Annotated in this window: 22 protein-coding genes; 12 read left to right on the forward strand and 10 right to left on the reverse strand. The window is 74.8% G+C overall.

Features of this window, described 5'->3' with window-relative positions:
- Positions 1-4: 4 nt before the first annotated feature.
- On the forward strand, positions 5-1,213 hold the full coding sequence (gene manA / locus ACFY4B_RS29295; protein ID WP_387972895.1) for a mannose-6-phosphate isomerase, class I: 1,209 nt from the start codon (positions 5-7) through the stop codon (positions 1,211-1,213).
- A 68-nt stretch (positions 1,214-1,281) separates the two neighbouring features.
- Here manA and ACFY4B_RS29300 read toward each other — a convergent pair whose 3' ends face one another.
- The 6 genes from ACFY4B_RS29300 to ACFY4B_RS29325 all read right to left on the reverse strand — a co-directional run bounded on the left by ACFY4B_RS29300 (position 1,282) and on the right by ACFY4B_RS29325 (position 6,303).
- Positions 1,282-1,677, reverse strand: a complete 396-nt coding sequence (locus ACFY4B_RS29300) for a DUF2267 domain-containing protein (RefSeq protein ID WP_049660531.1) — start codon at positions 1,675-1,677, stop codon at positions 1,282-1,284.
- A 258-nt stretch (positions 1,678-1,935) separates the two neighbouring features.
- Positions 1,936-2,514: a thioesterase family protein gene (locus tag ACFY4B_RS29305; protein ID WP_074005255.1), complete on the reverse strand. Its 579-nt coding sequence runs from the start codon at positions 2,512-2,514 to the stop codon at positions 1,936-1,938.
- Positions 2,511-2,708: a hypothetical protein gene (locus ACFY4B_RS29310; protein ID WP_049657510.1), complete on the reverse strand. Its 198-nt coding sequence runs from the start codon at positions 2,706-2,708 to the stop codon at positions 2,511-2,513. The genes ACFY4B_RS29305 and ACFY4B_RS29310 overlap by 4 nt, the downstream gene beginning before the upstream one ends.
- A 371-nt stretch (positions 2,709-3,079) precedes the next feature.
- Positions 3,080-4,042 (reverse strand): DUF6528 family protein, encoded by a 963-nt coding sequence (locus tag ACFY4B_RS29315; protein ID WP_387972899.1) that lies wholly within the window; start codon positions 4,040-4,042, stop codon positions 3,080-3,082.
- Between the two features lie 267 nt (positions 4,043-4,309).
- Positions 4,310-5,698 (reverse strand): NAD(P)/FAD-dependent oxidoreductase, encoded by a 1,389-nt coding sequence (locus ACFY4B_RS29320; protein WP_387972901.1) that lies wholly within the window; start codon positions 5,696-5,698, stop codon positions 4,310-4,312.
- 107 nt (positions 5,699-5,805) lie between these two features.
- Positions 5,806-6,303, reverse strand: coding sequence for a flavoprotein (locus ACFY4B_RS29325; RefSeq protein ID WP_181970499.1), 498 nt, complete (start codon positions 6,301-6,303; stop codon positions 5,806-5,808).
- Between the two features lie 501 nt (positions 6,304-6,804).
- On the opposite strand from ACFY4B_RS29325, the gene ACFY4B_RS29330 reads away from it, so the two are divergent.
- Positions 6,805-8,226 (forward strand): AAA family ATPase, encoded by a 1,422-nt coding sequence (locus ACFY4B_RS29330; RefSeq protein ID WP_387972904.1) that lies wholly within the window; start codon positions 6,805-6,807, stop codon positions 8,224-8,226.
- A gap of 63 nt (positions 8,227-8,289) precedes the next feature.
- The gene (locus ACFY4B_RS29335) at positions 8,290-9,492 is read left to right on the forward strand and encodes a LuxR C-terminal-related transcriptional regulator (protein WP_387972907.1); all 1,203 of its coding nucleotides are present in this window, start codon (positions 8,290-8,292) and stop codon (positions 9,490-9,492) included.
- Between the two features lie 129 nt (positions 9,493-9,621).
- On the opposite strand, the gene ACFY4B_RS29340 is transcribed toward ACFY4B_RS29335, so the two are convergent.
- The 3 genes from ACFY4B_RS29340 to ACFY4B_RS29350 all read right to left on the reverse strand — a co-directional run bounded on the left by ACFY4B_RS29340 (position 9,622) and on the right by ACFY4B_RS29350 (position 12,219).
- Positions 9,622-10,551: an aegerolysin family protein gene (locus tag ACFY4B_RS29340; RefSeq protein ID WP_074005251.1), complete on the reverse strand. Its 930-nt coding sequence runs from the start codon at positions 10,549-10,551 to the stop codon at positions 9,622-9,624.
- A 121-nt stretch (positions 10,552-10,672) separates the two neighbouring features.
- Positions 10,673-10,993 carry a hypothetical protein gene (locus ACFY4B_RS29345; RefSeq protein ID WP_387972910.1) on the reverse strand — a complete coding sequence of 107 codons (321 nt, stop codon included), beginning with the start codon at positions 10,991-10,993 and terminating at the stop codon, positions 10,673-10,675.
- A gap of 227 nt (positions 10,994-11,220) precedes the next feature.
- Positions 11,221-12,219, reverse strand: a complete 999-nt coding sequence (locus ACFY4B_RS29350; RefSeq protein ID WP_387972912.1) for an FAD-dependent oxidoreductase — start codon at positions 12,217-12,219, stop codon at positions 11,221-11,223.
- Positions 12,220-12,345: 126 nt separating this feature from the next.
- Between ACFY4B_RS29350 and ACFY4B_RS29355 the strand changes: the two genes are divergently transcribed.
- The gene (locus tag ACFY4B_RS29355; protein ID WP_234348579.1) at positions 12,346-13,254 is read left to right on the forward strand and encodes a LysR family transcriptional regulator; all 909 of its coding nucleotides are present in this window, start codon (positions 12,346-12,348) and stop codon (positions 13,252-13,254) included.
- Positions 13,255-13,370: 116 nt separating this feature from the next.
- Here the strand turns inward: ACFY4B_RS29355 and ACFY4B_RS29360 are convergent, their stop codons facing one another.
- Positions 13,371-13,856, reverse strand: coding sequence for a cysteine/serine endopeptidase inhibitor (locus ACFY4B_RS29360; protein ID WP_387972915.1), 486 nt, complete (start codon positions 13,854-13,856; stop codon positions 13,371-13,373).
- 260 nt (positions 13,857-14,116) lie between these two features.
- On the opposite strand from ACFY4B_RS29360, the gene ACFY4B_RS29365 reads away from it, so the two are divergent.
- The 8 genes from ACFY4B_RS29365 (at position 14,117) to ACFY4B_RS29400 (ending at position 24,687) form a co-directional block, all read left to right on the forward strand.
- A complete protein-coding gene (locus ACFY4B_RS29365) occupies positions 14,117-14,308 on the forward strand; it encodes a hypothetical protein (RefSeq protein WP_387972917.1) in 192 nt (63 codons plus the stop codon).
- Positions 14,309-14,861: 553 nt separating this feature from the next.
- Positions 14,862-15,872: a TauD/TfdA dioxygenase family protein gene (locus tag ACFY4B_RS29370; protein ID WP_387972920.1), complete on the forward strand. Its 1,011-nt coding sequence runs from the start codon at positions 14,862-14,864 to the stop codon at positions 15,870-15,872.
- Between the two features lie 38 nt (positions 15,873-15,910).
- The gene (locus tag ACFY4B_RS29375) at positions 15,911-17,149 is read left to right on the forward strand and encodes an ROK family protein (protein WP_387972923.1); all 1,239 of its coding nucleotides are present in this window, start codon (positions 15,911-15,913) and stop codon (positions 17,147-17,149) included.
- Between the two features lie 58 nt (positions 17,150-17,207).
- Positions 17,208-18,794 carry an ABC transporter substrate-binding protein gene (locus ACFY4B_RS29380; protein ID WP_387972926.1) on the forward strand — a complete coding sequence of 529 codons (1,587 nt, stop codon included), beginning with the start codon at positions 17,208-17,210 and terminating at the stop codon, positions 18,792-18,794.
- Between the two features lie 20 nt (positions 18,795-18,814).
- Positions 18,815-19,759: an ABC transporter permease gene (locus tag ACFY4B_RS29385; RefSeq protein ID WP_387972929.1), complete on the forward strand. Its 945-nt coding sequence runs from the start codon at positions 18,815-18,817 to the stop codon at positions 19,757-19,759.
- A gap of 4 nt (positions 19,760-19,763) precedes the next feature.
- On the forward strand, positions 19,764-20,612 hold the full coding sequence (locus tag ACFY4B_RS29390) for an ABC transporter permease (RefSeq protein ID WP_387972932.1): 849 nt from the start codon (positions 19,764-19,766) through the stop codon (positions 20,610-20,612).
- Positions 20,609-22,219, forward strand: a complete 1,611-nt coding sequence (locus ACFY4B_RS29395; RefSeq protein WP_387972934.1) for an ABC transporter ATP-binding protein — start codon at positions 20,609-20,611, stop codon at positions 22,217-22,219. The genes ACFY4B_RS29390 and ACFY4B_RS29395 overlap by 4 nt, the downstream gene beginning before the upstream one ends.
- 50 nt (positions 22,220-22,269) lie before the next feature.
- Positions 22,270-24,687 (forward strand): sulfatase-like hydrolase/transferase, encoded by a 2,418-nt coding sequence (locus tag ACFY4B_RS29400; protein WP_387972937.1) that lies wholly within the window; start codon positions 22,270-22,272, stop codon positions 24,685-24,687.
- Positions 24,688-24,704 lie beyond the last annotated feature (17 nt).

Genomic DNA, 24,704 nt, shown 5'->3' on the forward strand with positions numbered 1-24,704 from the left:
CCGCATGCCGCCGTTCGCCCTCCTGAAGAACCCCGTCCGCCGCTACGCCTGGGGTTCGCCCACCGCCATCCCCGCGCTCACCGGCGCCGCGCCCGACGGCGCCCCGCAGGCCGAACTCTGGCTCGGCGCCCACCCGTCGGCGCCGTCCCTGCTGTGCGGGTCCGGCGACGAAGGCGACGGCAGCGGCCCGCAGCCGCTGGACCGGCTGATCGACGCCGACCCGGACGGCCTGCTCGGGGCGGACACCGTCCGGCGGTTCGGCCCGGCGCTGCCGTTCCTGTTCAAGGTGCTGGCCGCCGACCGGGCGCTCTCCCTCCAGGTCCACCCCACCCGCGCCCAGGCCGAGGCCGGGCACGCGGCCGAACAGGCCCGGGGCATCCCGCTGGACGCGCCGGAGCGGGTGTACAAGGACCGCGGGCACAAGCCCGAACTCCTCTGCGCGCTCGGCGACTTCGAGGCGCTGTGCGGCTTCCGCCCGGCCGCTGACACCGCCCGGCTGCTGGACGCGCTCGGCGTGCTCGCCCCCTGGGCCGCCGCCCTGCGCACCCGGCCCGCCGAGGCCGTGCTGCCCGAGCTGCTGCGCTCCGGCCTGAACGCCGACGGCTCCGAACTCGCCGCCGTCACAGGCGCCCTGCGCCGCACGGCGGCCGCCGGCGGGCCGTACGACGCGAGCAGCGCCGCGTACGCCCGCCTCGCCGAGGAGTACCCCGGCGACCGGGGGCTGCTCGCCGCCCTGCTGCTCCACCACGTCCGGCTCACCGCCGGGCAGGCGCTGTACCTGGACGCCGGGGTGCCGCACGCCTACCTGCGGGGCCTGGGTGTGGAGTTGATGGCCAACTCGGACAACGTGCTGCGCTGCGGCCTCACGCCCAAGCACGTCGACGTGGACGGCCTGCTGGCGGTCACGGACTTCCGGCCCGGCGAGGTCGAGCCGCTCGCCCCGCGCCCGACGGGCGACGGCTTCGAGGAGGAGTACCCGTCGCCGGCCGAGGAGTTCAGGCTCTCCCGGCTGCGCCCCGGCGCCGCCGCCGTCCGGGTCGACCTCCCCGCCCCGCAGATCCTGCTCTGCGTCTCCGGGCGGGCCCTGCTGCGGGCCCCCGACGGCTCCGAACTCCCGCTTCCGGCGGGCGCGTCGGCCTACCTGCGCCCGGACGCCGGGCCGGTCGCACTGACCGGCCCGGGCGCGGAGCTGTTCCGGGCCACCACGGGGTAGCCGCGCCGACCGGCCGAGGCCGCGGAACAGCGGGCGGCGGGCTCAGGCGGCAGGCACCGGCCGCGGGCTCAGGCCGGTGCCGGGTGGCCGAACAGCAGGTCGTAGCCGTCCGGGAGTTGCTCGATCACCTGGTCCAGCAGCTCGCCGGGGACGAGGTCGGCGACGGCGCTGAGCACGGCCCCGATGTCCCACTGCGCCGTCGCCGGGGTCGCCCCGTCGATCCACCCCACCACGGCCTGCACGAAGCGCTCGGCGGTCAGCGGTTCGGCCGCGGGCTGGGCGTCGCGCAGCAGCGAGGCGTAGGTCTCGGGCAGCGCGTCGGCGAGTTCGCCCCGCTCGGACCCCACCAGGTGCTCGCCGAGCAGGGCCAGCACGACCCGGGTGGCGTGGTCCGCCTCGGCCGCGCCCCGGTACTCGCCGCGCTCCACGACGCGGGCGAGGAAGTCCTCCCAGGAGATGGTCATCGCGTCCTCCTTCCGGTCGGCGGGCTCGGCCGGACCGACGGCGGCGCGCTCGCCCTGGGCCAGGACGGGGATCGCGGTCCGTGACCGCCGTGGGACGTACCGGTGCCCGTGCTGCTCAGCGTAACTCGCCCCGGCGCCTTCGGAACCGGCCGCCGCCGTCGATCACGCCGCCGCCCCGGGGCAACGGTCCGTCCTGCGGTCCACCGGGGTGTTCACCGCACCGCACTGTTCACCGCACCGCACCGCCCGCCGCGCCGTTCACCGCGCCGAGGCGTGGCACCGCCTGCGCGGCCGCCGGGACGGCAGCAGCCCGCCGGTGACCGGGCCGGCCGCCACGCGCTGCGCCGGGGGCGCCGCGCTCACCGCTGCCGCCGCGGTCACCGTGGTGGCCGCCAGGACCGCCTGGGCCCGGGCCGGGTCCGGCATAAACGCCGAGAGAAAGATCCGTTCCGCCGGGCTCAGCGCCCGCGAGCGGCCGGATTCGCGGTCCCGGGCGACCACCACGGTCCGCGCCCGCATAAAGGTGAGCCGGTCCCGGCAGACATTCACCTCGACCTGGGCGGAACTCCGTCCGAGCCGTTCCACGGTGAGCACCACCGAGAGCGGCTCGGGCCGGTGGTGCAACTGCTCCAGGTAGTCGATCTCGTGCCTGGCGATAATGAACCCGGACGGGAACAGCGACTCCCGGACGGCGGTTTCGTGGTGGCAGAACAGGTCGTAAATCCCCTCCTGGATGTAGCCGACCAGACGGGCGTTGTTGATGTGCCCGTTCTCGTCGACGTCGCTCCACCGGGTGGGGCAGGACAGCACGTGCACGCCCGGCAGCACCGCGCTCACTGCCGGGTCAGCCCGGCACCGGCGGGGAGCAGCGCGCGCTGCAACCTGGCGTAGTAGCCGGAGTGTTCGGCCGCCATCCGGGCCGCGGTCCAACCCTCTTCGGCCGCCTCGGCGGCGGCCTGGACGACCAGGCTGTCCAGCACCGCGTCGACCGCGCGGCACAGATCGTGGACGGCCGCGAGCCGCTCGGTCACATCCGCCCCGCTCCCTGCGTTCCGGGACGGGAAGGCGGCCAGTGATTCCATCGCGAGTTGAAGGTCGTCGACTCCGTCTGGCCGGTTTTCCGCAGGGAAATTCCGCATGATTTTCTCCATGACTCATTCGGCCATTACGGCCCAGTAGCTAGCGTTCGAATGCACCGGATCGGTGTCGACCCCCCGACCCCACGACGCTATCCCAGCCGACGGGGGTCGACGGATGGTTTGCCGACCGCGACGGAAAACTGACCTCCATCGGAGTAGTTTGTCGGTGTACACAATATGCCCCATCAGTCGAATGCCGTCCGCAATTCGAGTGGTATCCACGACGCGCGGCCCCGGATCGACTCCTCGGGGAACGAAATCTGCTACCAGACGCTCCACCACCTCGCCTTGTACAGGTGCGAGCCCCGCAGCGACCGCGTCCCCTCCGGCCGGTGCAGGGTGATCACCGAGGTGCACCAGTCGCACGGCGCCTCGTGTTCGGGCGCCACCGTGAGCAGCCGGCCGGTGCCGGGTTCGTCGCCGACGCTCTTGAGGTCCCGCTCGGCGGCCGGATCGGCCAGGTGCACGGCGGTGAAGCGGTCGGTGGCCGGGTCGAAGCGCCACAGGCCGGTCAGCGTGGCCACCCAGAACCGTCCGGGATCCGCCAGGACGGGCGCCAGGTCGTGCCCGCCGCGGTCGGGCAGCGGGCTGCTCCGCACGACGGTGAGGGCGGGCGCGGCCGGGGTGCCGCCGACCCGCAGCGCGGTGAGCGCCGTGTCGCCGAGCACCCAGAGCAGGCCGGTCCGCGCGTCCCAGTGCACCCCGTGCGCACCGGGCAGCGGGAACTCCGCGTACACCGCGGCCCGCGGGCCCTGCGAGGCCGCGTACAGCCGCACCCAGCCGCCCGCGCTCGCCGCCACGGCCACGTTGCCGTCCGGCAGCAGCTCGATGCTGTGCGGGTTGGCGGCCGTTCCCAGATCCGTCGCCCAGTGGACGCGGCCGGTGGTGGTCTCCACGACGGCGGCCAGCCCGCCGGAGGCGGTGGTCAGCAGGAAGCGCCGCCCCTGCCGGATCCGGGACTTGGCCTCGTCCGGGTCGGTCCAGCTGCGCGCGGGCGCCAGATCCGTCAACTCCGGTGCGCGGTCGGCACTCCAGCCCCACACGACCGGCAGTCGGCCCGGGCCGCGGTAGGCCATCAGCTCCTCGGCGCTCTGCAACACCAGCACGCTGCGCGAGGCCTGGTCCACGACCGCCACCTGCCGGCCCGGCGACCTGGCCCACGCGCCGCTCGTCGGCGCGCAGAGCAGCAGGGCGACCGCGAGGGCCGGCAGTGTTCTCCTCAGCACGCCTTCACCGTGGGTGCTGCGGGCCGACTCCGCTCGGCGGCACGTCCGAACGGACGATCGAAGCGACGGCCGTGGATCGTGCGGCGCCGGCGGCGGGTCCGCCTCGTTCACTGTCATCCGGACATCCTGGCGGGACGACCGCACCGGCGGCCGTCGCACCGGGTCGGCACGCCGCCGGACCGTCAACCCGGTGCCGCCCGCACCCGTTCAACACCCGGTTCCCCGAAGGCCCTGTCGCGGGAGGCCCGGAGGCCCGGCCCCGTGGGCTCAGCGCCCGGCGACCAGGTCCGCGACCCGGGCGATCGGCGAGGTGGTGGCCCGGCCGGCCGCCTCCTGCCGGTCGGCGGCGTGGTACGCGGCGTACATCGCGTGCACCCCGAGCCAGCGCAGCGGCTCCGGCTCCCAGCGCCGCACGGTGTGGCCCACCCAGGGCAGCCGGGTCAGCTCGGTGTCCCGGCCGAGCACCAGGTCCCGCAGGGTGCGGCCGGCCAGGTTGGTGGTGGTCACCCCGCTGCCGACGTACCCGCCGGCCCAGCCGAGCCCGCTCACCCGGTCCAGCTCCACGGTGGCGCACCAGTCCCGGGGGACGCCGAGCACGCCCGCCCAGGCGTGGTCGATCCGGGCCTGCGCGGCGGCCGGGAAGAACCGGTCGAGGACGGCCCGGAGCTGGCGCACCGTCTCCACCTGGGTGCTGCCGTCCGAGTCCGTCCGCGAGCCGAACCGGTAGGGCACGCCCCGCCCGCCGAGCGCGATCCGGTCGTCGGCGGTGCGCTGCGCGTACATGTAGGCGTGCGCGAAGTCGCCCAGCACGTCGCGGCCCTCCCAGCCGGCCTCCGCCCAGAACTCCGCGGGCAGCGGCTCGGTGGCGACCATCGCGGAGTTCATCGGCAGCCAGGTGCGCTTCTCGCCGCGCAGCCCGGCGGTGAACCCCTCGGTGGCGCGCAGCACGTGGTCGGCGGTGACGGTGCCGTACGGGGTGACGGCGCGGGGCTTGCGGTAGCCGCTGCCGGGCAGGATCGCGGTGACCGCCGTCCCCTCGTACACCTCGACGCCCAACTCGCGGACGGTGCGGGCCAGTCCGCGGGCGAGCCGGGCGGGCTGGATGCGGGCGCCGTGCGCCGTCCAGCAGCCGCCGAGGGTGCCGGCGACGTTGATCCGCTCGGCCGCCTCCTTGGCGCCGAGCAGCTCGACCCGGCCCTCGCCGTAGGCCCGCTCGGCCTCGACGTGGGCCCGCAGGCGCTCCAACTGCGGCTTGCTGCGGGCGACTTCGAGGACGCCGCCGCGCACGATGTCCGCGTCGATCCGCTCGGCCCCGGCGACGCCGACGACCTCCCCGACCGCCTCGTCCATCGCCCGCTGCATCGCGGCCGCGCGCTCCCGCCCGTACCGCCTGGCGAAGGCTCCACGCCCCGCGAAGCCGTTGTACAGCCAGCCGCCGTTGCGCCCGGAGGCGCCGTAGCCGCAGAACCGCCGTTCGAGGACGGCGATCCGGAGACCGGGGTCGGCCTTCTTCAGGTAGTAGGCCGTCCAGAGCCCGGTGTACCCGCCGCCGACCACGCACACGTCGACGTCCCGGTCCCCGGGCAGCGCGGGGCCCGGCTCCGGCACCCCGTCCGCCGCGTACCAGAACGACACCTCGCCGTTGACCGCCGCCACCGGAAACCTCCCGTACCCTCGCTGACCTGCCCGGACGCTACCTCCGCGGGTTCGGCCCGGGCCACCCCCCACACTGCAAGGATCACCGGGCCCGATCAGCCACCCTGTCAGTCCCGCAGCAGCTCCAGGGCCCGCGTCCAGTCGTACGAGCCCGGCGTGAAGTCCGCGATCCGCACCCCCATCCGCCGCAGCCTCGCCAGGCTGTCCGCATAGGCCGGATGCGCCGCCTGCGCCGCGCTCAGGCAGGGCTGGACGGCGACCGGGACTCCCCAGCCGTACGACTCGCAGAGGATCCCCAGCGCCAGGGTGTCCGAGATGCCCAGGGCCCACTTGTTGAGCGTGTTGAAGGTGGCGGGGGACACGACGAGGGCGTCCGGGTCCGGCAGCGGCCGGGGCTCCCCCGGCTTCCGCCAGGCGGAGCGGATCGGGTACCCGGTCCGCGCCTCGATCGCCTCGGCGTCGATGAACCCCATGGCCTGGGGCGTCGCCACCACCCCCACGTCCCAGTTCTGCTCCTGCGCGGCCGAGATGAGCTCCCCCACCCCGCCCGCGACCCCCGCCGCGCACACCACGACGTACAGCACCGGCTTCCTCGCCTCGGACACCCTCGGCCTCCCCACTCTCGGACTGCTCGCTCTCGACCCGCCTCCGGACCCCCGAACAGTAAGCCGCCCCCGTGGCCCGCTCCACCCGCCCGGTCGACGCCCGACGGAATCGAGCGGTATTCGAACAACCTGGCCGGGCCCCACCAGTACGCCGACGAACCGAGTGGGCACGGCCGCACGCCCGCCGCTCCGCTCCGGGGCCCCGCCCGACGGGCCGGGCGGCCGGGTGCGGCCGTCGTCGCAGGCAGGACACCCTGCGGGAAACCCGGCGGTAGCGTCGGGATCAAGCTTCGCCATGAGCATGATCACGCCGTTTTCCGTTTCGACCGGCCGCCTCGCGCCACCCATGGGTGAAGATCGAACCGGAAAGAGATCGTTCACGATGTTCCTGCGGAATACGGCTCCGATGACCGCGGAAACCCCTGTCCGGACCGCTGGGGACGGCCCGGACCGGTACCACGCGCCGGACCGGCCGAACAGGACCGACAGGATGGGGAGCACATGCTCTTGGAGCGCGACGAGGTGCTGGGCACGGCCTCGGCGGCCGCGGCGGCGGCGCGGGCGGGCAGCGGACGCTGGGTCCTGCTCTCGGCACCGGTGTCCGGCATGGGACGGACCGCCGCGCTGGAGGCGATCGTCCGGCAGCAGGCCGACGGTGACGCCGTACGCGTCGGACGCGCCCGCGGCGTACCGGAGGAGACGGCGTTCCCGTTCGGGCTCGTCCGCCAGCTCTTCGCGGACGACGAGGCCGTGCCCTTCTCCGTCGCGGCCGGAGCGGACGAACAGCGGCTGTTCCACGGGCTGGTGACCAGGCTGACCCGGTCCGCCGCCGGGCGGCCGGTCCTGCTCGCGGTGGACGACCTCCACCACGCCGACGAGCCGTCCCGGCGCTGGCTCGGCTACCTCGCCCGCCGCATCGCCGAGATCCCCGTCCTGCTGGTGCTCACCGAGCGCGCCGACCCGTCCGGTCCGGCCCCCTTCCCGCCCGCCACCGGCACGGCCGTCGCCCTCCCCGCGCTCAGCGTCCCCGCCGTCATCCGCCTCGCCCGGGACGCCGGCCTGGACCAGCGCTCCACCGTGGCCTGCGTCGAGGCGGGCATCGGCAACCCGGCCCTGGTGCGGGCGCTCGTCGCCGACTTCGCCGACGGGGCGCTCCCCCGCCCGTCGTCCACCCCGTCCCGCAGCCGCTTCCGCGACACGATCGCCCGCTGGCTGGGACGGGCCGACCCCTGCGTACGCCACGCCTGCCTCGCCCTCGCCGTCGCCGCCGAGGGCGGGATGCCCGTCGGCCCCGGCCTGCTCCACCAGCTCTCCGACCTCTGCACCGCCACGCGCTCCCCGGGCGAGCGGTCGGCGCGCCGCATCAGCAGGCTGCTGGACCACCCCCTCGCGCGGGAGGCCGTCCTCGCCGTCGCCGCGCCGGAGGAGATCGCCGCACTGCACACCCGCGTCGCGGAACTCCTCGACGAGAGCGGCGCGCCCGCGACCGCCGTGGCCTCCCGGCTGCTGCGCGTCGAACGGCCCGGTGAGGCGTGGATGGCCCGCTCGCTGTCCGAGGCCGCCGAGGAGGCGATGCGCGCCGGTCACGTCGCGGAGTCCGCCGCGTACCTGCGCCACGCCCTGAGCGGCCCGCTCGATCCGGACCGCCGGGCCGCCCTCACCATGCGCCTCGGCGCCCTGGAACTCCCGCACAACGCGACCGCCGGCATCCGCCGGCTCCGCACCGGACTGGAACTGCACACCGACCTCCGGGACCGGGCCACCGCGGCCACCGCCCTCTGCGCGGCCCACGTCGCGCGCCGGGATCCCGACACCGCGCTGGAGGTCCTCCGCCGGGCCGGTCGCGGCGCCGACGACGACGAACTCGTCCAGGTGCTGGGGACCCTCGGCGCGCTCGTCTCCTCGCACGACAGCGACGCCTGACGCGGCGCCGTCGCCGGCCTGCGCGCACTCGCCCCGACCGCGCCCCCCGCCATCGAGCCCCTGGTGTGCGGACTGATCACCGAGTACGAGGCCGGGGCCGGCCTCTGCTCGGCGGCCGAGGTGCTCGACCGGGTCCGGCCGCGGCTGGCCGCGCCGGTGGACCCGCGGCTGCGGACCGCCTGGCTCGGCAGCGCGGCCACCCTGCTCCAGTGGGCGGACCGCCTGGACGAGGCACGGGAGTTGACCGGCCAGTGCCTGCCCGCCCCGCCCGTCCCCCCGGACCTGACCGACGTGGGCCTGCAGTGCCTGCTCAGCGTCCGGGCCGAAGCCGCGCTCTGGGCGGGGGAGTTCGACCGCGTCATCGCCGAGAACGCCCCCCTGGTGGAGGCGACCGCCGGACAGGGCGTCCGGCTGCCGCACCTCGCCGCCATGGTGGCGACCGCCCGGCGCGAGACCGGCCGGCGCTCCGCGGCCTGGGAGGCCGTGGCCCTGGTCGGCCCGTCCGGCAGCGACAGCTCCTGGGAGTGGAACGAACTCAGCTACACCCGGGCCCTGTTGCACGCCGCGGACGGCGACTGGCAGGCCGCCCTCGACGACTACCTGGTCTGCGGAGCCGGCCAGCTCGCCCACGACTTCGTCAGCCCGGTCGCCACGCCGTGGCGCTCCGGAGCGGCGCTCGCCCTGGTACGGCTCGGACGGCGGGACGAAGCCCGCGAACTCGCCGAGGAGGAACTGCGCCACGCCCGGACCTGGGGCACCCCGCGCACCGTCGGCCGGGCGCTGCGGGCCTACGCCGCGGCCGTGGGCGGCCGGCTGGCCCTGTGCTCGCTGACCGAGGGCGCCGAACTGCTCAGGCCGGCCGCCGCGCCCGTGGAACTCGCGGAGGTGCTGATCGACCTCGGCCGGGCCCACATCGAGGCGGGCAGCGGCCGCAAGGGCCGCGACACGCTGCGCGAGGCGCACGCCGTGGCCCTGCGGCTGGCCGGGCCCGCCCCGGAGACCGGCGGACCGGCCCCGGTCGGCCGTCTCCTCGGCGCGGCGGAGGAGGCGCTGCGCGAGGGCGGGGTGCGGAACCGGGACGGCGGGCACGCCCTGAGCCCCGCCGAACGGCGCGTGGCCGAACTGGCGGCGGCGGGGCACACCAACGCCCAGATCTCCTCCGCGCTCTGCCTCACCCGCCGCACCGTGGAGACCCACCTCACCAACGCCTACCGGAAGCTGCGGATCGCCCGGCGCACCCAGCTGGTGGCGGCGCTGGACCGGTAGCGGCCGCGAACGCGCCCCCGCCCGGGTGCGGATGCACCCGGGCGGAGGCGGCCGGTTCGACCCGGCCCGACGCGATCAGGGCCCCGGCACCGGATCCCGCGTCAGGACTTCGGCGTCAGGACTTCGGCGTCAGGACTTCGACAGGGTGAAGGAGACCGCGGCGTTGTCGCCGCTGCCGCCCTGCCAGGTGCACTTGTACCCGGCCGGCGCGTCGCAGCTGTAGCCGTTGCTGCCCCAGTACGGGTTGTTCCAGTGCACCTTGACCTGGTTCTGCTCCCCGGCCACGTTGAAGCTGACCTCACCCTCGGTGCCGGTCATCACGCCCTCGGACTCGCTCGCCCACTTCGCGGTGACACCGGGCTGGACCATCGACGGCGGCATCATGTTGTCGGACCAGATCCCCCACTGCAGGCTCGCGCCGGAGCGGGTGAGCAGCTTCCCCGAGTTGTTGGTCAGGTTGATGCTCGTGCTCCGGGAGGCGCTGGTCAGGCTGGGCATCTCCGCGGCGGCGGCCTTGGCCCGGCTGCGCCCGATGCTGAAGGTGACCGCGGTGTTGTCCCCGCTGCCGCCGCTCCGGGAACAGGTGTACCCGTCCGGGACGGAGCAGCTGTAGTCGTTGCTGCCCCAGTACGGGTTGTTCCAGTGCAGCTTGACCTCGCCGCCGTTGTCGAGCGTGTAGGTGATGTTGCCCTCGGTCCCGGTCGCGAACCCGCAGGACTCGCTCTGCCAGCTGGAGGACTTCGTGTTGGGGATGTAGTCGGACGGCAGCATGTCGTTCGTCCAGCAGCCGTGGTCGAGCTTGTCCCACGTCTTGGTCAGGCCGGACCCGCTGCCGTTGGAGAGCGTGACCTTCGTGGAACGGTCCGCGGCGACCAGCGGCACGTTCGCCGCCGCGCTCTCGGCGGCCGGGCGCTGCGCCGCCGAGGCCTGCGGCCCGTCCTGTCCGGCCGCGGCCTGCGCGGACGGGGCGAGGGCGACCGCTCCGGCCGCCATCAGCACGGCGGTGAGGGCGCCCGCGGCCGTGCGGCCCAGACCGGTCATGGAGGTCGTACGCTGCATGGGTCTACCAACTCTCTTCTCGGCTGGACGAGCGGACACGCGTCACGCTCGCCTTGGTCCCGTCCGGAGGGGGGCGCCGCGGCTGGGTGCCGGCGCCGGGTGACTCACTGGCTGTGGAGACTCACTGGATGTAGAGCTCCCAGGTCTCCACGCCGTTGTCCCAGATCTTCTCGATCCTCATCGCGATGGCGCTCCCGAGGCCGTACAGCACCCAGTACGCGGCCTCGGCGGCGAACTGGGAGTTGTACCGGCCGACCCAGTGCCAGATGTCGAGCGCCTGCGCCGACGCGCCTTCCTGGACGGCGGGCGCCGCGACGGGCGCCGGGGCGGCGTGCGCCGGGGCGGGGGAGGCCTCGGCGGCGTAGGCCTGGGCGGTACCGCCGACGAGAACCGCGGCCGCGAGAGCCGCGCTGAGCGAGGCCGCTCCGATTCGCCTGTTCATGACAAGTGTCCCTTCTGGGCGTTCCACGTGAACAGCCGGTCACCCGGGGCCGATCGGTCCCGCCCCGACCCGGCTGCGGGGTGCGGTGGCAGTCACAGACTGGCATCCGACCGCCACGCTCGGGCATCGTGGAAAACCGCGAACTTGGCACGGCGGGCGTCCGGCCGAAGGCCCCCGAGCGGCGCCGCGACGGCGCGCTCGGGGGCCGGTACGCACCCGCGACGGGGTCAACTCGCCGCAGCGGCCGCCAGTTCGGCCGCGGCGTCGGCGCAGCCCCAGCTGAGCGTGACGCCGGCGCCCCCGTGGCCGTAGTTGTGGACGGTCCGGCCGTCCGGCTCCGCCTCGAGGCGGGGACCGCCGTGGCGGGCGGGCCGCAGGCCGACGACGTGGCCGAGGACGCGGGCCTCGCGCAGTGCGGGGATCCGGGCCGTGCAGCGGGCGAGGATGGCCTCGGCGGTGGCCGGGTCGGCGACGGTGTTCCAGTCGTCCGCTTCGAAGGTGCCGCCGAGGACGACGTCGGTGCTGCGGGGGTGGATGTACGTGTAGCCGGCCGGGTCGTCCTGGATCCGGGTCGAGGTGGGCAGGCCGGGGTTGCGGACGAGGACGAGCTGGCCCCGGATCGGGTGCACGGCCGGGTCGTCGCAGAGCTGCCGGGCGCCGATCCCGGTGGCGTTGACGACCACGGGCGCCCAGGCGCGGGCCTGGTCGAGGGTGTCGAGGCGGCGGTGGACGATCCCGCCGCCGTTGTCGACGAACCGGCCGAGCAGCCACGGCAGGTAGAGCGGCATCTCGACGGCGGGCGCGGTGAACGACCAGCCGTCCGCGCAGTCCGCCCCGCGTTCGGCGGCCGTCAGCCGGCGCAGGTCGGGGACGGCGTCGCCCCACCAGGGCTGGCCTGCCGACTGCCGCTCGTGCTCCAGCATGCGGGTGCTGCGCATCGAGACGCCGGGCACGCCCTCCTCGGCCTGGCGGGCGAACTCCGCGAAGGCCGTCGCGGACCAGTCCGCCACCCGGCCGCCGGTGCCGGTGGCGACCGGGAACCAGACGGCGGCCGCCACCGCCGAGGTCGTCGACAGCAGCCCGTCGGCCGTCACCACGACGACCCGAAGCCCCTTCTCCTGCAGGCGTATCGCCGTGGTGAGCCCGATGATCCCGCTCCCGACCACGACGACGTCCATCACGCCGTCCACCGTGCCGCCCGTCGCACCGTCCGTCGTGCCGTCCATCGCGAACCCCTCCCTCGGAGGCCGCCCGCCGGGTGCCGGCGGCCCTCACCAGGAAAGCGGCTCGCGCCGGAAGCCGTCCAAGACCGGTTCTGTCCGGAAGCGATAAGCCGCCCTTATCATCGCCGGATGGATCTGCGGATGGATCTGCGGCGCATGCGCTACTTCTCGGTTCTGGCCGAGGAGTTGAACTTCACCCGGGCCGCCCGCCGGCTGCACGTGGCGCAGCCGGCACTGAGCCAGCAGGTCAGGGCGCTGGAGCGGCAGCTGGGCGTGGAGCTGGTCGAGCGCACCAGCAAGGGCTGCGCGCTGACCCCGGTCGGGCGCGCGGTCGCCGAGGAGGCCCGGCGGGTGCTGCGGGAGGTGGCGGCGGCCGAGGAGCGGGTCGCGGCGGTGGTCCAGGGGCGGGAGGGGCGGCTGCGGGTGGCGTACACCCGCTCCGCCCGGGGCGGGGTCTGCGACGCCCTGGTGACGGAGTTCCGCAACCGCTACCCGCGGCTGGACGTCGCCCTGCAGACCGGTTGGACCTCGCACAACGTCGCCGAGCTGCTCGCCGGGCGGCTGGACGCGGCGTTCGTCCGGCCGCCGCTGGACGTCCCCGGGCTCGACTGCCGGATCGTCGCCGAGGAGGAGCTGCTGCTCGCCGTGCCGGCCGGCCATCCGCTCGCCCGCACCCGGGCCCGGATCGGCCGGCACCGGATCGCGGACGAGCCGGTGGTGCTCTGGCCGCGCCAGAACGGGCCCGGGATGCACGCGCTGATCACCGGGCAGCTGTGGCCGGGCCGGTCGCCGCGGATCGTGCGGGAGGAGCCGGACGACGAGCAGCTCCTGCTGGCGGTGGCGGCGGGGTACGGCATCGCGCCCATCCCCGAGGGCCGGGCCCGGGTGTTCCGGATACCCGGCGTCTGCCTGCGCCGACTGACCGCCCCGGTGCCGACCGTCACGCTGGGGCTGGCCCACGATCCGCGGACGGCTCCCCCGGCCGTCCAGCTGCTGCTGGCGATGGCCCCGCGGCTCGCGGGGTCCGCGGGCGCCTGACCGGACGCGGGAGGAGGACCGGACGCGGGAGGACGACCGGACGCGGAGAGACCGTGCCCGCCCCCGTCATGCCGCGGGGGCGGGCACGGCCGTCGGGGGCCGGCGTCGGGGCCGGCTCAGCCGATGGTGGAGCCGGTGATCGGGGCGGAGAGCTCGACGGTCTCGCCCTTGAGCCCGGTCTTGACGAACTGCCAGCTCAGGCCGGTGATGACGCCCTTGTCCAGCGGGGCCAGCTTGGCGAAGGCGGGCTGGCTGAGGTCGATGTGGGTGGAGTCGCAGGAGGGACACTGGTCCTTCACCGGGACGGTGACGGTCTTGCCCTGGTAGGTCACCTTGACCGAGATGCCCTTGCAGACCGGGTCGTTGTTCGGGTTGGCGGTGGTCCACCAGGTGTGCGAGACGGCGACCAGCATCTGGGTGGAGGCGTTGATCTGGGTGCCGCAGGCGCCGTAGCCGGCGTCGGTGTAGTAGGTGGCCTTGCCGGTCATGGGCTGGTTGATCGGTATCGCCGCGCTGGCGGAGCCGGCCGTGAGGGCGATCAGGGCGGCCGCGGCGAGCGGGGCGCCCGCGAGGATCCTGAGGTTCTTGCCGATGGCGCGCATGGTTCGTTCCCTTCGATTGCGGTGAAGGTCATGAGCATGACAGGCAGAAGTCGGCACATTCGTACGGAAGTTCACCGACCGAACGCCTTTGTGGAGGAAACGTATGCGCCTGACCGCAAGGTGGTCCAGACCTCCGCGATGTTGGCATGAACACAAGGCAAGAATCTTTACCAATGCGGCCGAAGGGGCGAAGATGCGTGACCGCCCTGCCACGGAGGGTGTTGACAGGCCGTCACCCGAGCCCCCGGAGGCCCCCTCAGATGCGCAACTCGCTCGTCGCCCTGCTCCTCGGCAGCGTCCTGCTCCCGACCACCGCCCCCGTCACCGCCGGCGCCGCGCCACGCGAGGTGAACCAGGGCTACAGCATCCCGGTCGCCGGCGTGACCGACCTCGGCGCGCTGCCCGTCCTCGCCAGCCTCGGACTGGACTTCGCCCGCCTGCTCGGACAGTAGCGACCGCACCGCCGTCACCGAACGTCACAGCCGCACGGCATCCGGGCAGGCGTCGGCCCCGAGGCGGGAACCACCCGCGCCGGCCCGGATTACTTCCGCTCCGAAAATTAGTAACCCCGCCCCCGGGCCACAAGCCCGAACCCCCGCCCGCAGCGCGCCCGCCATCCCCCCGTCATCCGCCGCAACACCCGGCAAACGGCCGCAAGCCGCCGCAACGAAGCGGCAACGCCCTTTCTCACCAGCCAAGATGACGATTGACAGGGGCCCGGGCGGTTCAGCACGATGAGGCCCGAGCCCATCCGCAGCGACCAGGAAGGAGGGCCGATGGCCACCGTCGTCCGCCCCGTCCCCCGCCGCTGCCCGCGCCGCTGTTGTCGCGGCGCCCTCGCCCGCTGACGTCCGCCGAAGCGGACCGTCACGCCCCCGTACGCCCGCTGCCCGCCGTGCGGAGCCGTACGCCCACCGCCGCCTGACGCCGCTCCGCGCACCCGCCATTCGTCACGCTGCGTAGCCGTATCCGCCGTCACCGCACCCGTCCCGAAAGGGCCCCGCCATGACCACCGCCCCCGCCTCGCCCGCCTCCCCCGCCTCCCCCGCCGAATCGACCACCGCCGACGCCACCGCCCCGACCGCGCTCCGCCTCACCCCCGTCGCCGGCCGGATCGGCGCGCTCGTGCACGACATACGCCTCGGCGGCGACCTCCCCGCCAGGACCGTCGCCGCCCTGGAGGCCGCCCTGTACGAGCACAAGGTGCTCTTCTTCCGCGGCCAGCAGCACCTGGACGACGCCGGGCAGGAGGCCTTCGCCCGGCTGCTCGGGCAGCCGGTCGGCCACCCCACCGTGCCCAGCGCGGACGGCCGCTACATCTTCGAGCTGGACGCCACCAAGGGCGTGCGCGCCAACAACTGGCACACCGACGTCACCTTCGTCCCGTCCTACCCCAAGGCCTCGATCCTGCGCTCCCTGGAGGTCCCGCCGGCCGGCGGCAGCACCGTCTGGGCCAACACCGCGGCCGCCTACCGGGACCTGCCCGCCCCGCTGAAGACGCTCGCCGAGAGCCTGCGCGCCGTCCACACCAACGACTACGACTACGCGGCCCGGCTCGCCCTGCGCCCCGAGCTGGCGGACAACGCCGAGGTCGCCAGGCTGTTCCGGGACGTGTTCGTCTCCACCGCCTTCAGGACCGAGCACCCGGTGGTCCGGGTCCACCCGGTGACCGGTGAGAAGACCCTGCTGCTGGGCGCCTTCGCCCAGCGCGTCCAGGGCGTCTCGGGCGACGACAGCAAGGCCCTGATCGACCTCTTCCAGCGCTACGTGGAGCGGTTGGAGAACACCGTCCGCTGGGACTGGCAGGTCGGCGACGTGGCGATCTGGGACAACCGCGCCACCCAGCACTACGCGGTCGCCGACTACGGCGACGAGCCGCGCCTGGTGCGCCGGATCACCCTGGACGGCGACCTGCCGATCGGCGTGGACGGCACCCCGAGCCGGCTGCTGGAGCCCGCCGACCCGCCGCGGGTGCCGGGCCTGGTGCCCGCCGAGGAGCTCGAAGCGGCCAACTGACCGGGGCCGCGAGGGACCACGGCAGACGATCCGCGCCGATGACCACGTCCACCGCCCCGCGCGCCGGCGACGACCGCCGGGACGCCAACGCCTCCGCCGTCCTGCGCACGGTGCTCGACCACGGGCCGATCGCTCGCAGCCGGGTCGCCGCGCTCACCGGGCTCAGCGCCTCGGCCGTCTCCCGGCAGGCGGTGGACCTGGTCCGGCTCGGACTCCTGCACGAGCGGCCCGAGTTGGCGGCCGCCGGCACCGGCACCCTGGGCCGCCCCCAGCTGCCGCTCGACCTCGACCCGGACCGCCTCGCCGTGGCCGGGCTGCACATCGGCCTGCCGTTCACCACCGTCGCGCTGCTCGACCTGCGCGGCCGGGTGCTGCGGCGCAAGGAGGTCCCGCACCGCGGCCGGACCGGCCCGGACCTGCTGCGGCCGCTGCTGGCCCGGCTGCCCCGGCTGATCGACACCCTGCGCGGCGACCGTACGGTGGTCGGCCTCGGCGCCGTCACCGGCGGCTCCGTCGACCCGGCGGCCGGGGTGGTCGTCCGGCACGATCCGCTGCGGTGGCGGGACCTGCCGCTGCGCGAGCTGCTGACGGCCGCCACCGGACTGCCCGTCCAGGTGGACAACCACGCCCGGGCGCTCACCCTGGCGGAGATCCTCTTCGGCCACCCGGCGGCCCGCCGCAGCATGGTGCAGCTGTTCGTCGGCCACGTGGTGGACGCGGCGCTGGCGGTCGCGGGCACCGTCCACCTGGGCCCGCCCTCGGCCACCGGCGACCTCGGCCACCTCCCGGTCTCCGGGACGGTCACCGACCCGGACGCGGACAGCCGGGAGCGCTGCCACTGCGGGCGGCTCGGGTGTCTCTCGGTGGCCGCCTCGGACACCGCGCTGTTCGCGGCGGCCGCCGCCGAGGGGGTCACCGCCGCACCGGACCGGGCCCAGCTGATCGCCGCCGTCCGGCGCGGCGACCCGGCGGCCGGCCGGCTGGTCCGCAACCGGGCCAGGATCGTCGGCCGCGCGCTCGCCCTGCTCGCCGACGTGGTCAACCCCGACCTGGTGGTGCTGACCGAGACCTTCGCCCTCCTCGACCCGGCCCATCTCGACGTCGTCCGGGCCGAGTTCGCGCTCCGCTCGCACCTGCACCGGGACGCCGGCCTGCTGATCGCCCAGCCGCGCGGCCGGGACGTGCTCGCCGTGGCCGCCGGAGCGCCGGTGCTCGGCGAGCTGTACGCCCGGCCGGTCCACGCGCTCACCGCACCCCGCGCCGCCCACCGTCCCTAACCGCCCCCGATCCCGCGAAACCGCCCCGATCACCCGCAGCCGCCCCCGAAGGACCGCCATGACCGCGCTCCCCCGTCCCCCAGCCCCGAGCCGCCGCACCCTGCTGCGCGCGGGCCTCGCCGGCGCCGGACTGCTGACGCTCGCGGGCTGCCGCTCGGCCGTCGAGCACGCCCGGAACGCGGCCGGTGCCGTGGACGCCGACTCCCCGCGCCGGGGCGGCGTGCTGACCGTCGCGACCGGCATCGACATCACCCCGAGCCTGCTCTTCGCCGTGAGCGCCAACACCCTCGTCCAGCGCCTCGCCTTCAACACCCTCACCCGGTACGACGACCGGCTCCGGCCGCAGCCCGAGCTCGCCACCGCCTGGGAGGTCTCGCCGGACGGCCTGAACGTGACCCTCGAGCTGCGCGAGGACGTGCTGTTCCACAGCGGCCGCCGGTTCACCGCCGAAGACGTCGTCTTCGCCGTCCGGAACCTCCAGAACCCGGCCCGCTCCGCCCAGTTGAGGTCCACCGCCGCCGCCGTCACCGACTTCCGCAAGAACGGCGACTTCGAGCTGACCCTGGTGCTCGCCCACCCGGTGAGCAACCTCTTCGACCTCTTCGAGTTCATGATCGTCCCGGACCGGGAGAGCATCGAGGACGCCGTCACCGGCACCCGGCTGATCGGCACCGGCCCGTTCGCCCTCACCGGGCGCAAGCCCGGCTCCTCGCTCTCCTTCGCCCGCAACGAGCAGTACTGGAACCCCGGCCGCCCCCACCTCGACGGCGTGGAGATCCGGATCATCCCGCAGGCGGAGTCGCTGCTGTCCTCGCTCAGGACCGGCCAGACCCACCTCTCCTACAACGTCCGCGGCAAGGACGCCGCGACCCTGGTCGACGACCCGCGGTTCCGGATCAAGCAGTACGACACCGGCTCCGGCGCCCACTACATCGGCGTGGACGTCACCGCCGAGCACGTCCGCGACAAGCGCGTCCGCCAGGCCATCGCCTGGGCCGTCGACCGCGACCGGCTCGTCCAGCAGGCCCTCGGCGGCTACGGCACCGTCTCCTCGGTGCCCTGGCCCAAGTCCTCCCCGGCCTACACCGAGGCCGGCGCCACCCACTACCGGCACGACCCGGAACGGGCCCGGGCGCTGCTCCGGGAGGCGGGCGCCGAGCACATCACCCTGCCCTTCGCCCACTCCAACGAGGCCGGGCCGACCGCCATCGCGCAGATCCTCCAGTACGACCTCCGGCAGGTCGGCATCGAGACGGTGCTCCAGCCCGCCGACTCGCCGACCATGCAGAAGCAGCTGATCTCCCAGTCCATGCCCGCCCTGTGGACGCTCAGCCACGGCTTCGCCCAACTCCAGCCCGCCACCCTCGCGGTGAGCGCCTACCCCTTCAACGAGGCCAGGAACAGCTCCCGCTTCGCCTCCCCCGCCTACACCGACGTGGTGCAGCGCGCCTGGAACCGCAGCGACAGCGACAGCCCCGAGGCCAGGGCCCTCCACCAGCAGATCACCGACGTGCTGCTGGACGAGGAGTTCGTGATCGACCTCGCCATCGCCGGACTGGTCGAGGTCGCGGGCCGCCGGGCCCGGGGCGTCACGCTCAACAAGTTCGGCTACCTCAACCTCGACGACGCCTACCTCACGGCCTGAGCAGGACGGCCCGGAACCCCATGCGCACCTTCCTCCTGAAACGCCTCCCCAGCGGACTGCTCGTCCTCGCCCTCGCCTCCTTCCTGGTCTTCCTCATCCTCCGGCTGATCCCCGGCGACCCGGCCACCACGCTCGCCGGACCGGACGCCTCCCCCGCCACCGTCGCCGCCATCCGCGGTCGACTCGGGCTCGACCAGCCGCTGTTCGGCCAGTACGTCGGTTGGCTCGGCCACCTGCTGAGCGGCGACCTCGGGCCGAGCTACGCGATCGGCGGCCAGGTCTCCGACCTGATCGGCAACGGCCTCGGCGCCACCGTCCAACTCACCCTCGGCGCCCTGCTGCTGGTGGTGCTGATCGCGCTGCCGCTGGGCGTGGTCGGTGCCACCACCAGGCGCGGCCCGGTCGCCGCCGCCGTCCAGGCGGTCACCACCGGTGTGCTGGCGGTCCCGCCGTTCGTCACCGGCGTGCTGCTGGTCCTACTGTTCGCCGTCTCCTTCGAACTGCTCCCGGCCGGCGGGCACGAGTCCCTGCTCGCCGAACCGGACCTGGCCGTCCAGTACCTGGCGATGCCCGCTCTCTGCCTGGCCCTGCCCAGCGCCGCCGTGCTGGCCCGCTACCTCAAGGACGGCATCGAACGCGCCCTCGCCGAGGACTACGTCCGCACCGCGACCGCGCTCGGCGTCTCCCGGCGGCGGATCGTCTGGCGGCACGCCCTGCCCAACGCGCTGCCCTCCGCCGTCACCGTCCTCGGCCTCCAGACCGGCCACCTCGTCGCCGGGGCCGTCCTGGTGGAACGGATCTTCGCCTGGCCGGGCCTCGGCCAGCTGATCGAGCAGGGCGTGCTGCGCCGGGACTATCCGCTGGTGCAGGACCTGCTGCTGCTCGTGGTCGCGGTCTACGTAGCCGTCCAACTGCTCACCGACCTGGCCTACACCTGGCTCGACCCCCGGATCCGCTGGGAGTGACCCGATGACCGCCGCCGCCCTTCCCCTCAAGTCCGCCGCACCGCGCGGCCGTTACCGCTCCGCCCTGCTCAGCCCGCGCGGCCTGACCGGCCTCGTCCTGGTCGGCGCCGTCGCCCTGGCCGGACTGCTCGCACCGCTGCTCACCGGCACCGACCCGAACGCCCAGAGCGCGCTCGCCCTGGCCGGCCCCGGCGCCGCGCACCCCTTCGGCACCGACGACCTCGGCCGCGACCTGTACAGCCGGGTGCTGCACGGCATCGGCACCGACCTCGCGCTGATCGTCACCGCCGTCCCGGTCGGCGCCCTGCTCGGCTGCTCCGCCGCCCTGCTCGCGGCCACCTCCCGGTGGGCCGACCTCGCCGTCCAGCGCACCTTCGACCTGCTGCTCGCCTTCCCCGGGCTCATCCTCGCCCTGGCCGTCACCGCCGTCCTCGGCCCGGGCCGCTGGCCGGTGGTGATCGTCATCGCGCTGGCCGAGATCCCCGGCTACGGACGGCAGTTGCGGGCCGGCATCCTCGTCCAGCGGGAGCGCGAGTACGCCCTGGCGGCCCGGGTCGGCGGCGCCTCCCGGGCCCGGGTGCTGCTGCGGCACGTACTGCCCAACGCCGTCGACCCGCTGATCGTCCAGACCGCCGTGGCGCTCTCGCTCGGCGTGTTCATCGAGGGCGCGATGAGCTTCCTCGGCCTCGGGGTCCGCCCGCCGGAGCCCACCCTGGGCAGCATCCTCAGCCAGTCCGTCGCCTACCTGGCCACCCACCCGACCTTCGCGGCCGCCCCGCTGGCCGCCACCACCGCGCTGGTGCTCGGCTTCACGCTGATCGCCGAGGCCCTGAACCGGGGGATCCGCCGATGACCACCGTGCTCCGCGTCACCGACCTCACCGTACGGTTCGGCGATTCCGACCCCCAGGGCACCACGGCCGCCGACGGCGTCTCCTTCGACCTCGGAGCGGGCGACACCCTGGGCATCGTCGGCGAGTCCGGCTCCGGCAAGTCCACCACCGCGCTGGCGCTGCTGCGGATGCTGCCGCCCGGCGGCCGGATCACCGCGGGCTCGGTCCACCTCGCCGGGCAGGACCTCGCCGCCCTCCCCGAGACCGCGCTGCGCGCCCTGCGCGGGCGGCGGATCGCCATGGTCTTCCAGGACCCGATGTCCTCGCTCAACCCCGTGCTCACCGTCGGCCGCCAGCTGGACGAGGCACTGCGCGCCCACGGCGGCACCCGGCGGAAGGCCGAACGACAGGCCCGGGCCGCCGAGTTGCTCGACCTGGTCGGCATCCCCGACGCCGCCGGCCGGCTGCGCGACCACCCGCACCGGTTCTCCGGCGGCCAGCGCCAGCGCATCATGATCGCCCTCGCACTCGCCCACGACGCCGAGGTGCTGGTCGCCGACGAGCCGACCACCGCCCTCGACCCCACCGTCCAGCAGCAGATCCTGCGGCTGCTGACCCGGATCAACCGGGAGACCGGCACCGCCCTGGTGGTGATCAGCCACGACCTCGGGGTGATCGCCCGGACCTGCCGCCGGCTGCTGGTCATGCGGCACGGCCGGGTGGTCGAGCGCGGCGCCACCGCCGAGGTCCTCGCCCGGCCCGAACACCCGTACACCCGCGAGCTGTTGGCCGCCGTTCCGCGCCTGGAGGAGCCCTCCCGGGCGGCCGCCAACAGCACCCCGGGCACCCGGCCGCTGCTCACCGTCCGCGGCCTGACCAAGACGTACGGCTCCCGGCGGCGGGCCGTCACCGCGCTGCACGGCGTCGACCTCGACCTGCACCCCGGCGAGACCCTGGGCCTGGTCGGGGAGTCCGGCTCCGGCAAGTCCACCCTGGCCCGGGCGCTGGTCCAGGCGCACCCGCCGTCCGGCGGCAGCATCCGCTTCCGCGGCGAGGAACTCGGCCGCGGGGCACGGCGCGACGGGCCGCACCGCGAGGTCCAACTCGTCTTCCAGGACCCGTACTCCTCGCTCAACCCCCGGATGACCGCCGGGCAGATCATCGCCGAGCCGCTGATCGCCCACCGCCTCGGCGACCGGGAGCAGCGCGCCGCCCGGGTCGCCGAACTGCTGGAGCAGGTCGGGCTGGACCCGGCCGTGGCCGACCGCCACCCGCGCGCCTTCTCCGGCGGCCAGCGCCAACGCATCGGCATCGCCCGGGCCCTGGCGCCCGAACCGAGCGTGCTGGTCTGCGACGAGCCGGTCTCCGCGCTGGACGTCTCGGTCCAGGCCCAGGTGATCGAGCTGCTCGCCCGGCTCCAGCGCGAACTCGGCCTGGCCGTCCTGTTCATCGCCCACGACCTGGCGGTGGTCCGCCGGGTCAGCCACCGGATCGCGGTGATGCACCGCGGCCGGATCGTCGAGACCGGCCCGGCCGACCGGGTCGTCACCGCGCCCGAACACCCCTACACCGCCGAGCTGTTGGCCGCCGTGCCGGGCCTGGAGCCCGCTCCGGCCGCCAGCCGCTGAGCCGCCACCCACTGAGCCGCCGCCCGCCCGAGCCACCCCCGGAGCACCGTATGAGCACCCCGCCCGACCCGCACCTCCGGCCGACGCCGCAGCCCGACCCGCACCGCCGCGACCCGTACGCGGGCTTCCCCGGCACCGTCGGCCGCACCTTCGCCGAGTCCGTCCCCGCCTGGCCGCGGCGGGTCCGCCCGCGCGAGGGCGCGCCCAACATCGTCGTCGTGCTGATCGACGACATGGGCTACAGCGACATCGGCCCGTTCGGCGCCGAGATCCCCACCCCCACCCTGGACCGCCTCGCCGCCACCGGCGTCCGGCTCGCCAACTACCACACCATGCCGCTCTGCTCCCCCGCCCGGGCGGCCCTGCTCACCGGCCTCAACCCGCACCGGGTCGGCTACTCCTTCGTCGCCAACGCCGACCCGGGCTTCCCCGGCTACGGCATGGAGGTCGCCGGGGACATCCCCACCCTGGCCGAACTGCTGCACGACGCCGGCTACGCCACCTACGCGGTCGGCAAGTGGCACCTCACCCGGGACTCCGCCTCCAACGCCGCCGACGACCGCGCCAACTGGCCGCTCCAGAAGGGCTTCGACCAGTACTACGGCGTCCTGGAGGGCCTGACCAGCCTCTTCCACCCGCACCAACTCGTCCGCGACAACAGCCCGCTGGACATCGACGAGTTCCCCGACGGCTACTACTACACCGACGACATCACCGACCAGGCCGTCAAGATGGTCACCTCGCTGCGCGCCCACGACGCCGACAAGCCGTTCTTCCTCTACCTCGCCCACAACGCCGTGCACGGCCCGCTCCAGGCCAAATCCGAGGACCTCGCCCGCCACCGCGGCCGCTACGACGGCGGCTGGGACGAGCTGCGCCGCACCCGCTTCGCCCGCCAGCTGGCCGCCGGACACTTCCCGCCCGGCACCGAGCTGCCCGAGCGCAACTCCGAGGCCGGGTACGAGGTCGGCCCCTGGGACGAACTCACCGACGTCCAGCAGACGTTGTACGCCCGCTACATGGAGGTGTACGCGGCGATGGTCGACAACGTCGACCAGAACCTCGGCCGGCTCACCGACACCCTGGCCGCCCTCGGCGAACTCGACAACACCATCATCGTGTTCACCAGCGACAACGGCGGCACCGGCGAGGGCGGCGCCGAGGGCACCCGCAGCTACTTCAGCCGCTTCGTCCACCACCCGGACCTGCCGGTGGACTGGAACCCGGACGTCCGGCGCGAGATCGACCTGATCGGCGGCCCGCGGAGCCTGGTGCACTACCCGCGCGGCTGGGGCATGGCCTCCAACACCCCCTTCCGCCTCTACAAGGGCCAGACCTACGCGGGCGGCGTCCGCGTCCCCTTCGTGCTCTCCTGGCCGGCCGGCCTGCCCCGCGCCGAGGGCGACACCGGCGTCCGCACCCAGTACCAGTACGTCACCGACATCCTGCCCACCCTGCTCGAACTCGCGGGCGTGGAACGGCCGTCGGAGCGCCGGGGCCACCCCGTCCAGGAGCTCGACGGCACCGGCTTCACCTCCGTGCTGCGCGACGGCGCCGCGCCCGGTACCCACCACGAGCAGTACTGCGAGATGACCGGCAACCGCAGCTACTACCGCGACGGCTGGAAGCTGGTCACCCTGCACCGCCCGGGCACCCCGTACGACGACGGCGAGTGGGCGCTGTACGACCTGCGCACCGACCCCACCGAGATCCACGACCGCGCCGCCGAACACCCAGACCTGGTCAAGGAGTTGTCCGCCGCCTGGGAGGCCGCCGCCTGGCGCGACGGGGTCTTCCCGCTCGCCGACGGCAGCGGCGCCCTCGCCCTGCGCGGCCCCGAGGCCGAGCGGCTGCGCCGCCCGGTCACCCTGCTGGCCGGCACCCCCGAACTGGAGCGCTACCGCTCCTCCCGGCTGATCGCCTTCCGCTCCTTCACGGTCGAGGCCGCGCTCGACGGCTACCGGCCGGGCGACCAGGGCGTCCTGGTCTCGCACGGCGACCAGGGCGGCGGCTACAGCCTCTACGTCGAGGAGGGCCGGCTGCGCCTCGCCTACAACCAGTACGGCGACCTGCTGGAGGCCGACGGAGGACCGCTGCCGGCCGGCGCCCGGCTGATCACCCTGGAGGTCACCGCCGTCGCCGACCTCAGATGGGAGTTCCGGCTGCTCGTGGACGGCCTGCCGGTGGACGGCCTGCCGGTGGGCGACACCGGGGACGGCGCCGCGGCCGGGGCGGAGCCCGCCCTGCTCGGCCCGGTCCACCAGCTGATCGGCATGGCCCCGTTCCAGGGCATCAGCGTCGGCATCGACCGCAAGTCCCCGGTCTCCTGGCCGCTGTACGAGCGGCACCGCTCCTTCCGCTACACCGGCGCCCTGCACTCCGTCACCTACCGGCCCGGCGAGCCCGCGCCGTACGACCCGGAGACGGTGGCCCGGGCGCTGCGCGAGGCGGCGGCCGCCTTCGAGTAGCCGGGCCCAAGCCGGGC

Origin of the sequence: Kitasatospora sp. NPDC001261 (assembly GCF_042896795.1) — a bacterium.
Lineage (GTDB): Bacteria > Actinomycetota > Actinomycetes > Streptomycetales > Streptomycetaceae > Kitasatospora.

Coding starts and splice junctions, on each gene's coding strand:
- ACFY4B_RS29400 (WP_387972937.1), top strand. CDS start 22,270: ATGAGCACCCCGCCCGACCCGCACCTCCGGCCGACGCCGCAGCCCGAC.
- ACFY4B_RS29390 (WP_387972932.1), top strand. CDS start 19,764: ATGACCGCCGCCGCCCTTCCCCTCAAGTCCGCCGCACCGCGCGGCCGT.
- ACFY4B_RS29395 (WP_387972934.1), top strand. CDS start 20,609: ATGACCACCGTGCTCCGCGTCACCGACCTCACCGTACGGTTCGGCGAT.
- manA (WP_387972895.1), top strand. CDS start 5: ATGCCGCCGTTCGCCCTCCTGAAGAACCCCGTCCGCCGCTACGCCTGG.
- ACFY4B_RS29340 (WP_074005251.1), bottom strand. CDS start 10,551: ATGCAGCGTACGACCTCCATGACCGGTCTGGGCCGCACGGCCGCGGGC.
- ACFY4B_RS29360 (WP_387972915.1), bottom strand. CDS start 13,856: ATGCGCGCCATCGGCAAGAACCTCAGGATCCTCGCGGGCGCCCCGCTC.
- ACFY4B_RS29330 (WP_387972904.1), top strand. CDS start 6,805: ATGCTCTTGGAGCGCGACGAGGTGCTGGGCACGGCCTCGGCGGCCGCG.
- ACFY4B_RS29380 (WP_387972926.1), top strand. CDS start 17,208: ATGACCGCGCTCCCCCGTCCCCCAGCCCCGAGCCGCCGCACCCTGCTG.
- ACFY4B_RS29355 (WP_234348579.1), top strand. CDS start 12,346: ATGGATCTGCGGATGGATCTGCGGCGCATGCGCTACTTCTCGGTTCTG.
- ACFY4B_RS29300 (WP_049660531.1), bottom strand. CDS start 1,677: ATGACCATCTCCTGGGAGGACTTCCTCGCCCGCGTCGTGGAGCGCGGC.
- ACFY4B_RS29375 (WP_387972923.1), top strand. CDS start 15,911: ATGACCACGTCCACCGCCCCGCGCGCCGGCGACGACCGCCGGGACGCC.
- ACFY4B_RS29370 (WP_387972920.1), top strand. CDS start 14,862: ATGACCACCGCCCCCGCCTCGCCCGCCTCCCCCGCCTCCCCCGCCGAA.
- ACFY4B_RS29385 (WP_387972929.1), top strand. CDS start 18,815: ATGCGCACCTTCCTCCTGAAACGCCTCCCCAGCGGACTGCTCGTCCTC.
- ACFY4B_RS29350 (WP_387972912.1), bottom strand. CDS start 12,219: ATGGACGGCACGACGGACGGTGCGACGGGCGGCACGGTGGACGGCGTG.
- ACFY4B_RS29365 (WP_387972917.1), top strand. CDS start 14,117: ATGCGCAACTCGCTCGTCGCCCTGCTCCTCGGCAGCGTCCTGCTCCCG.
- ACFY4B_RS29345 (WP_387972910.1), bottom strand. CDS start 10,993: ATGAACAGGCGAATCGGAGCGGCCTCGCTCAGCGCGGCTCTCGCGGCC.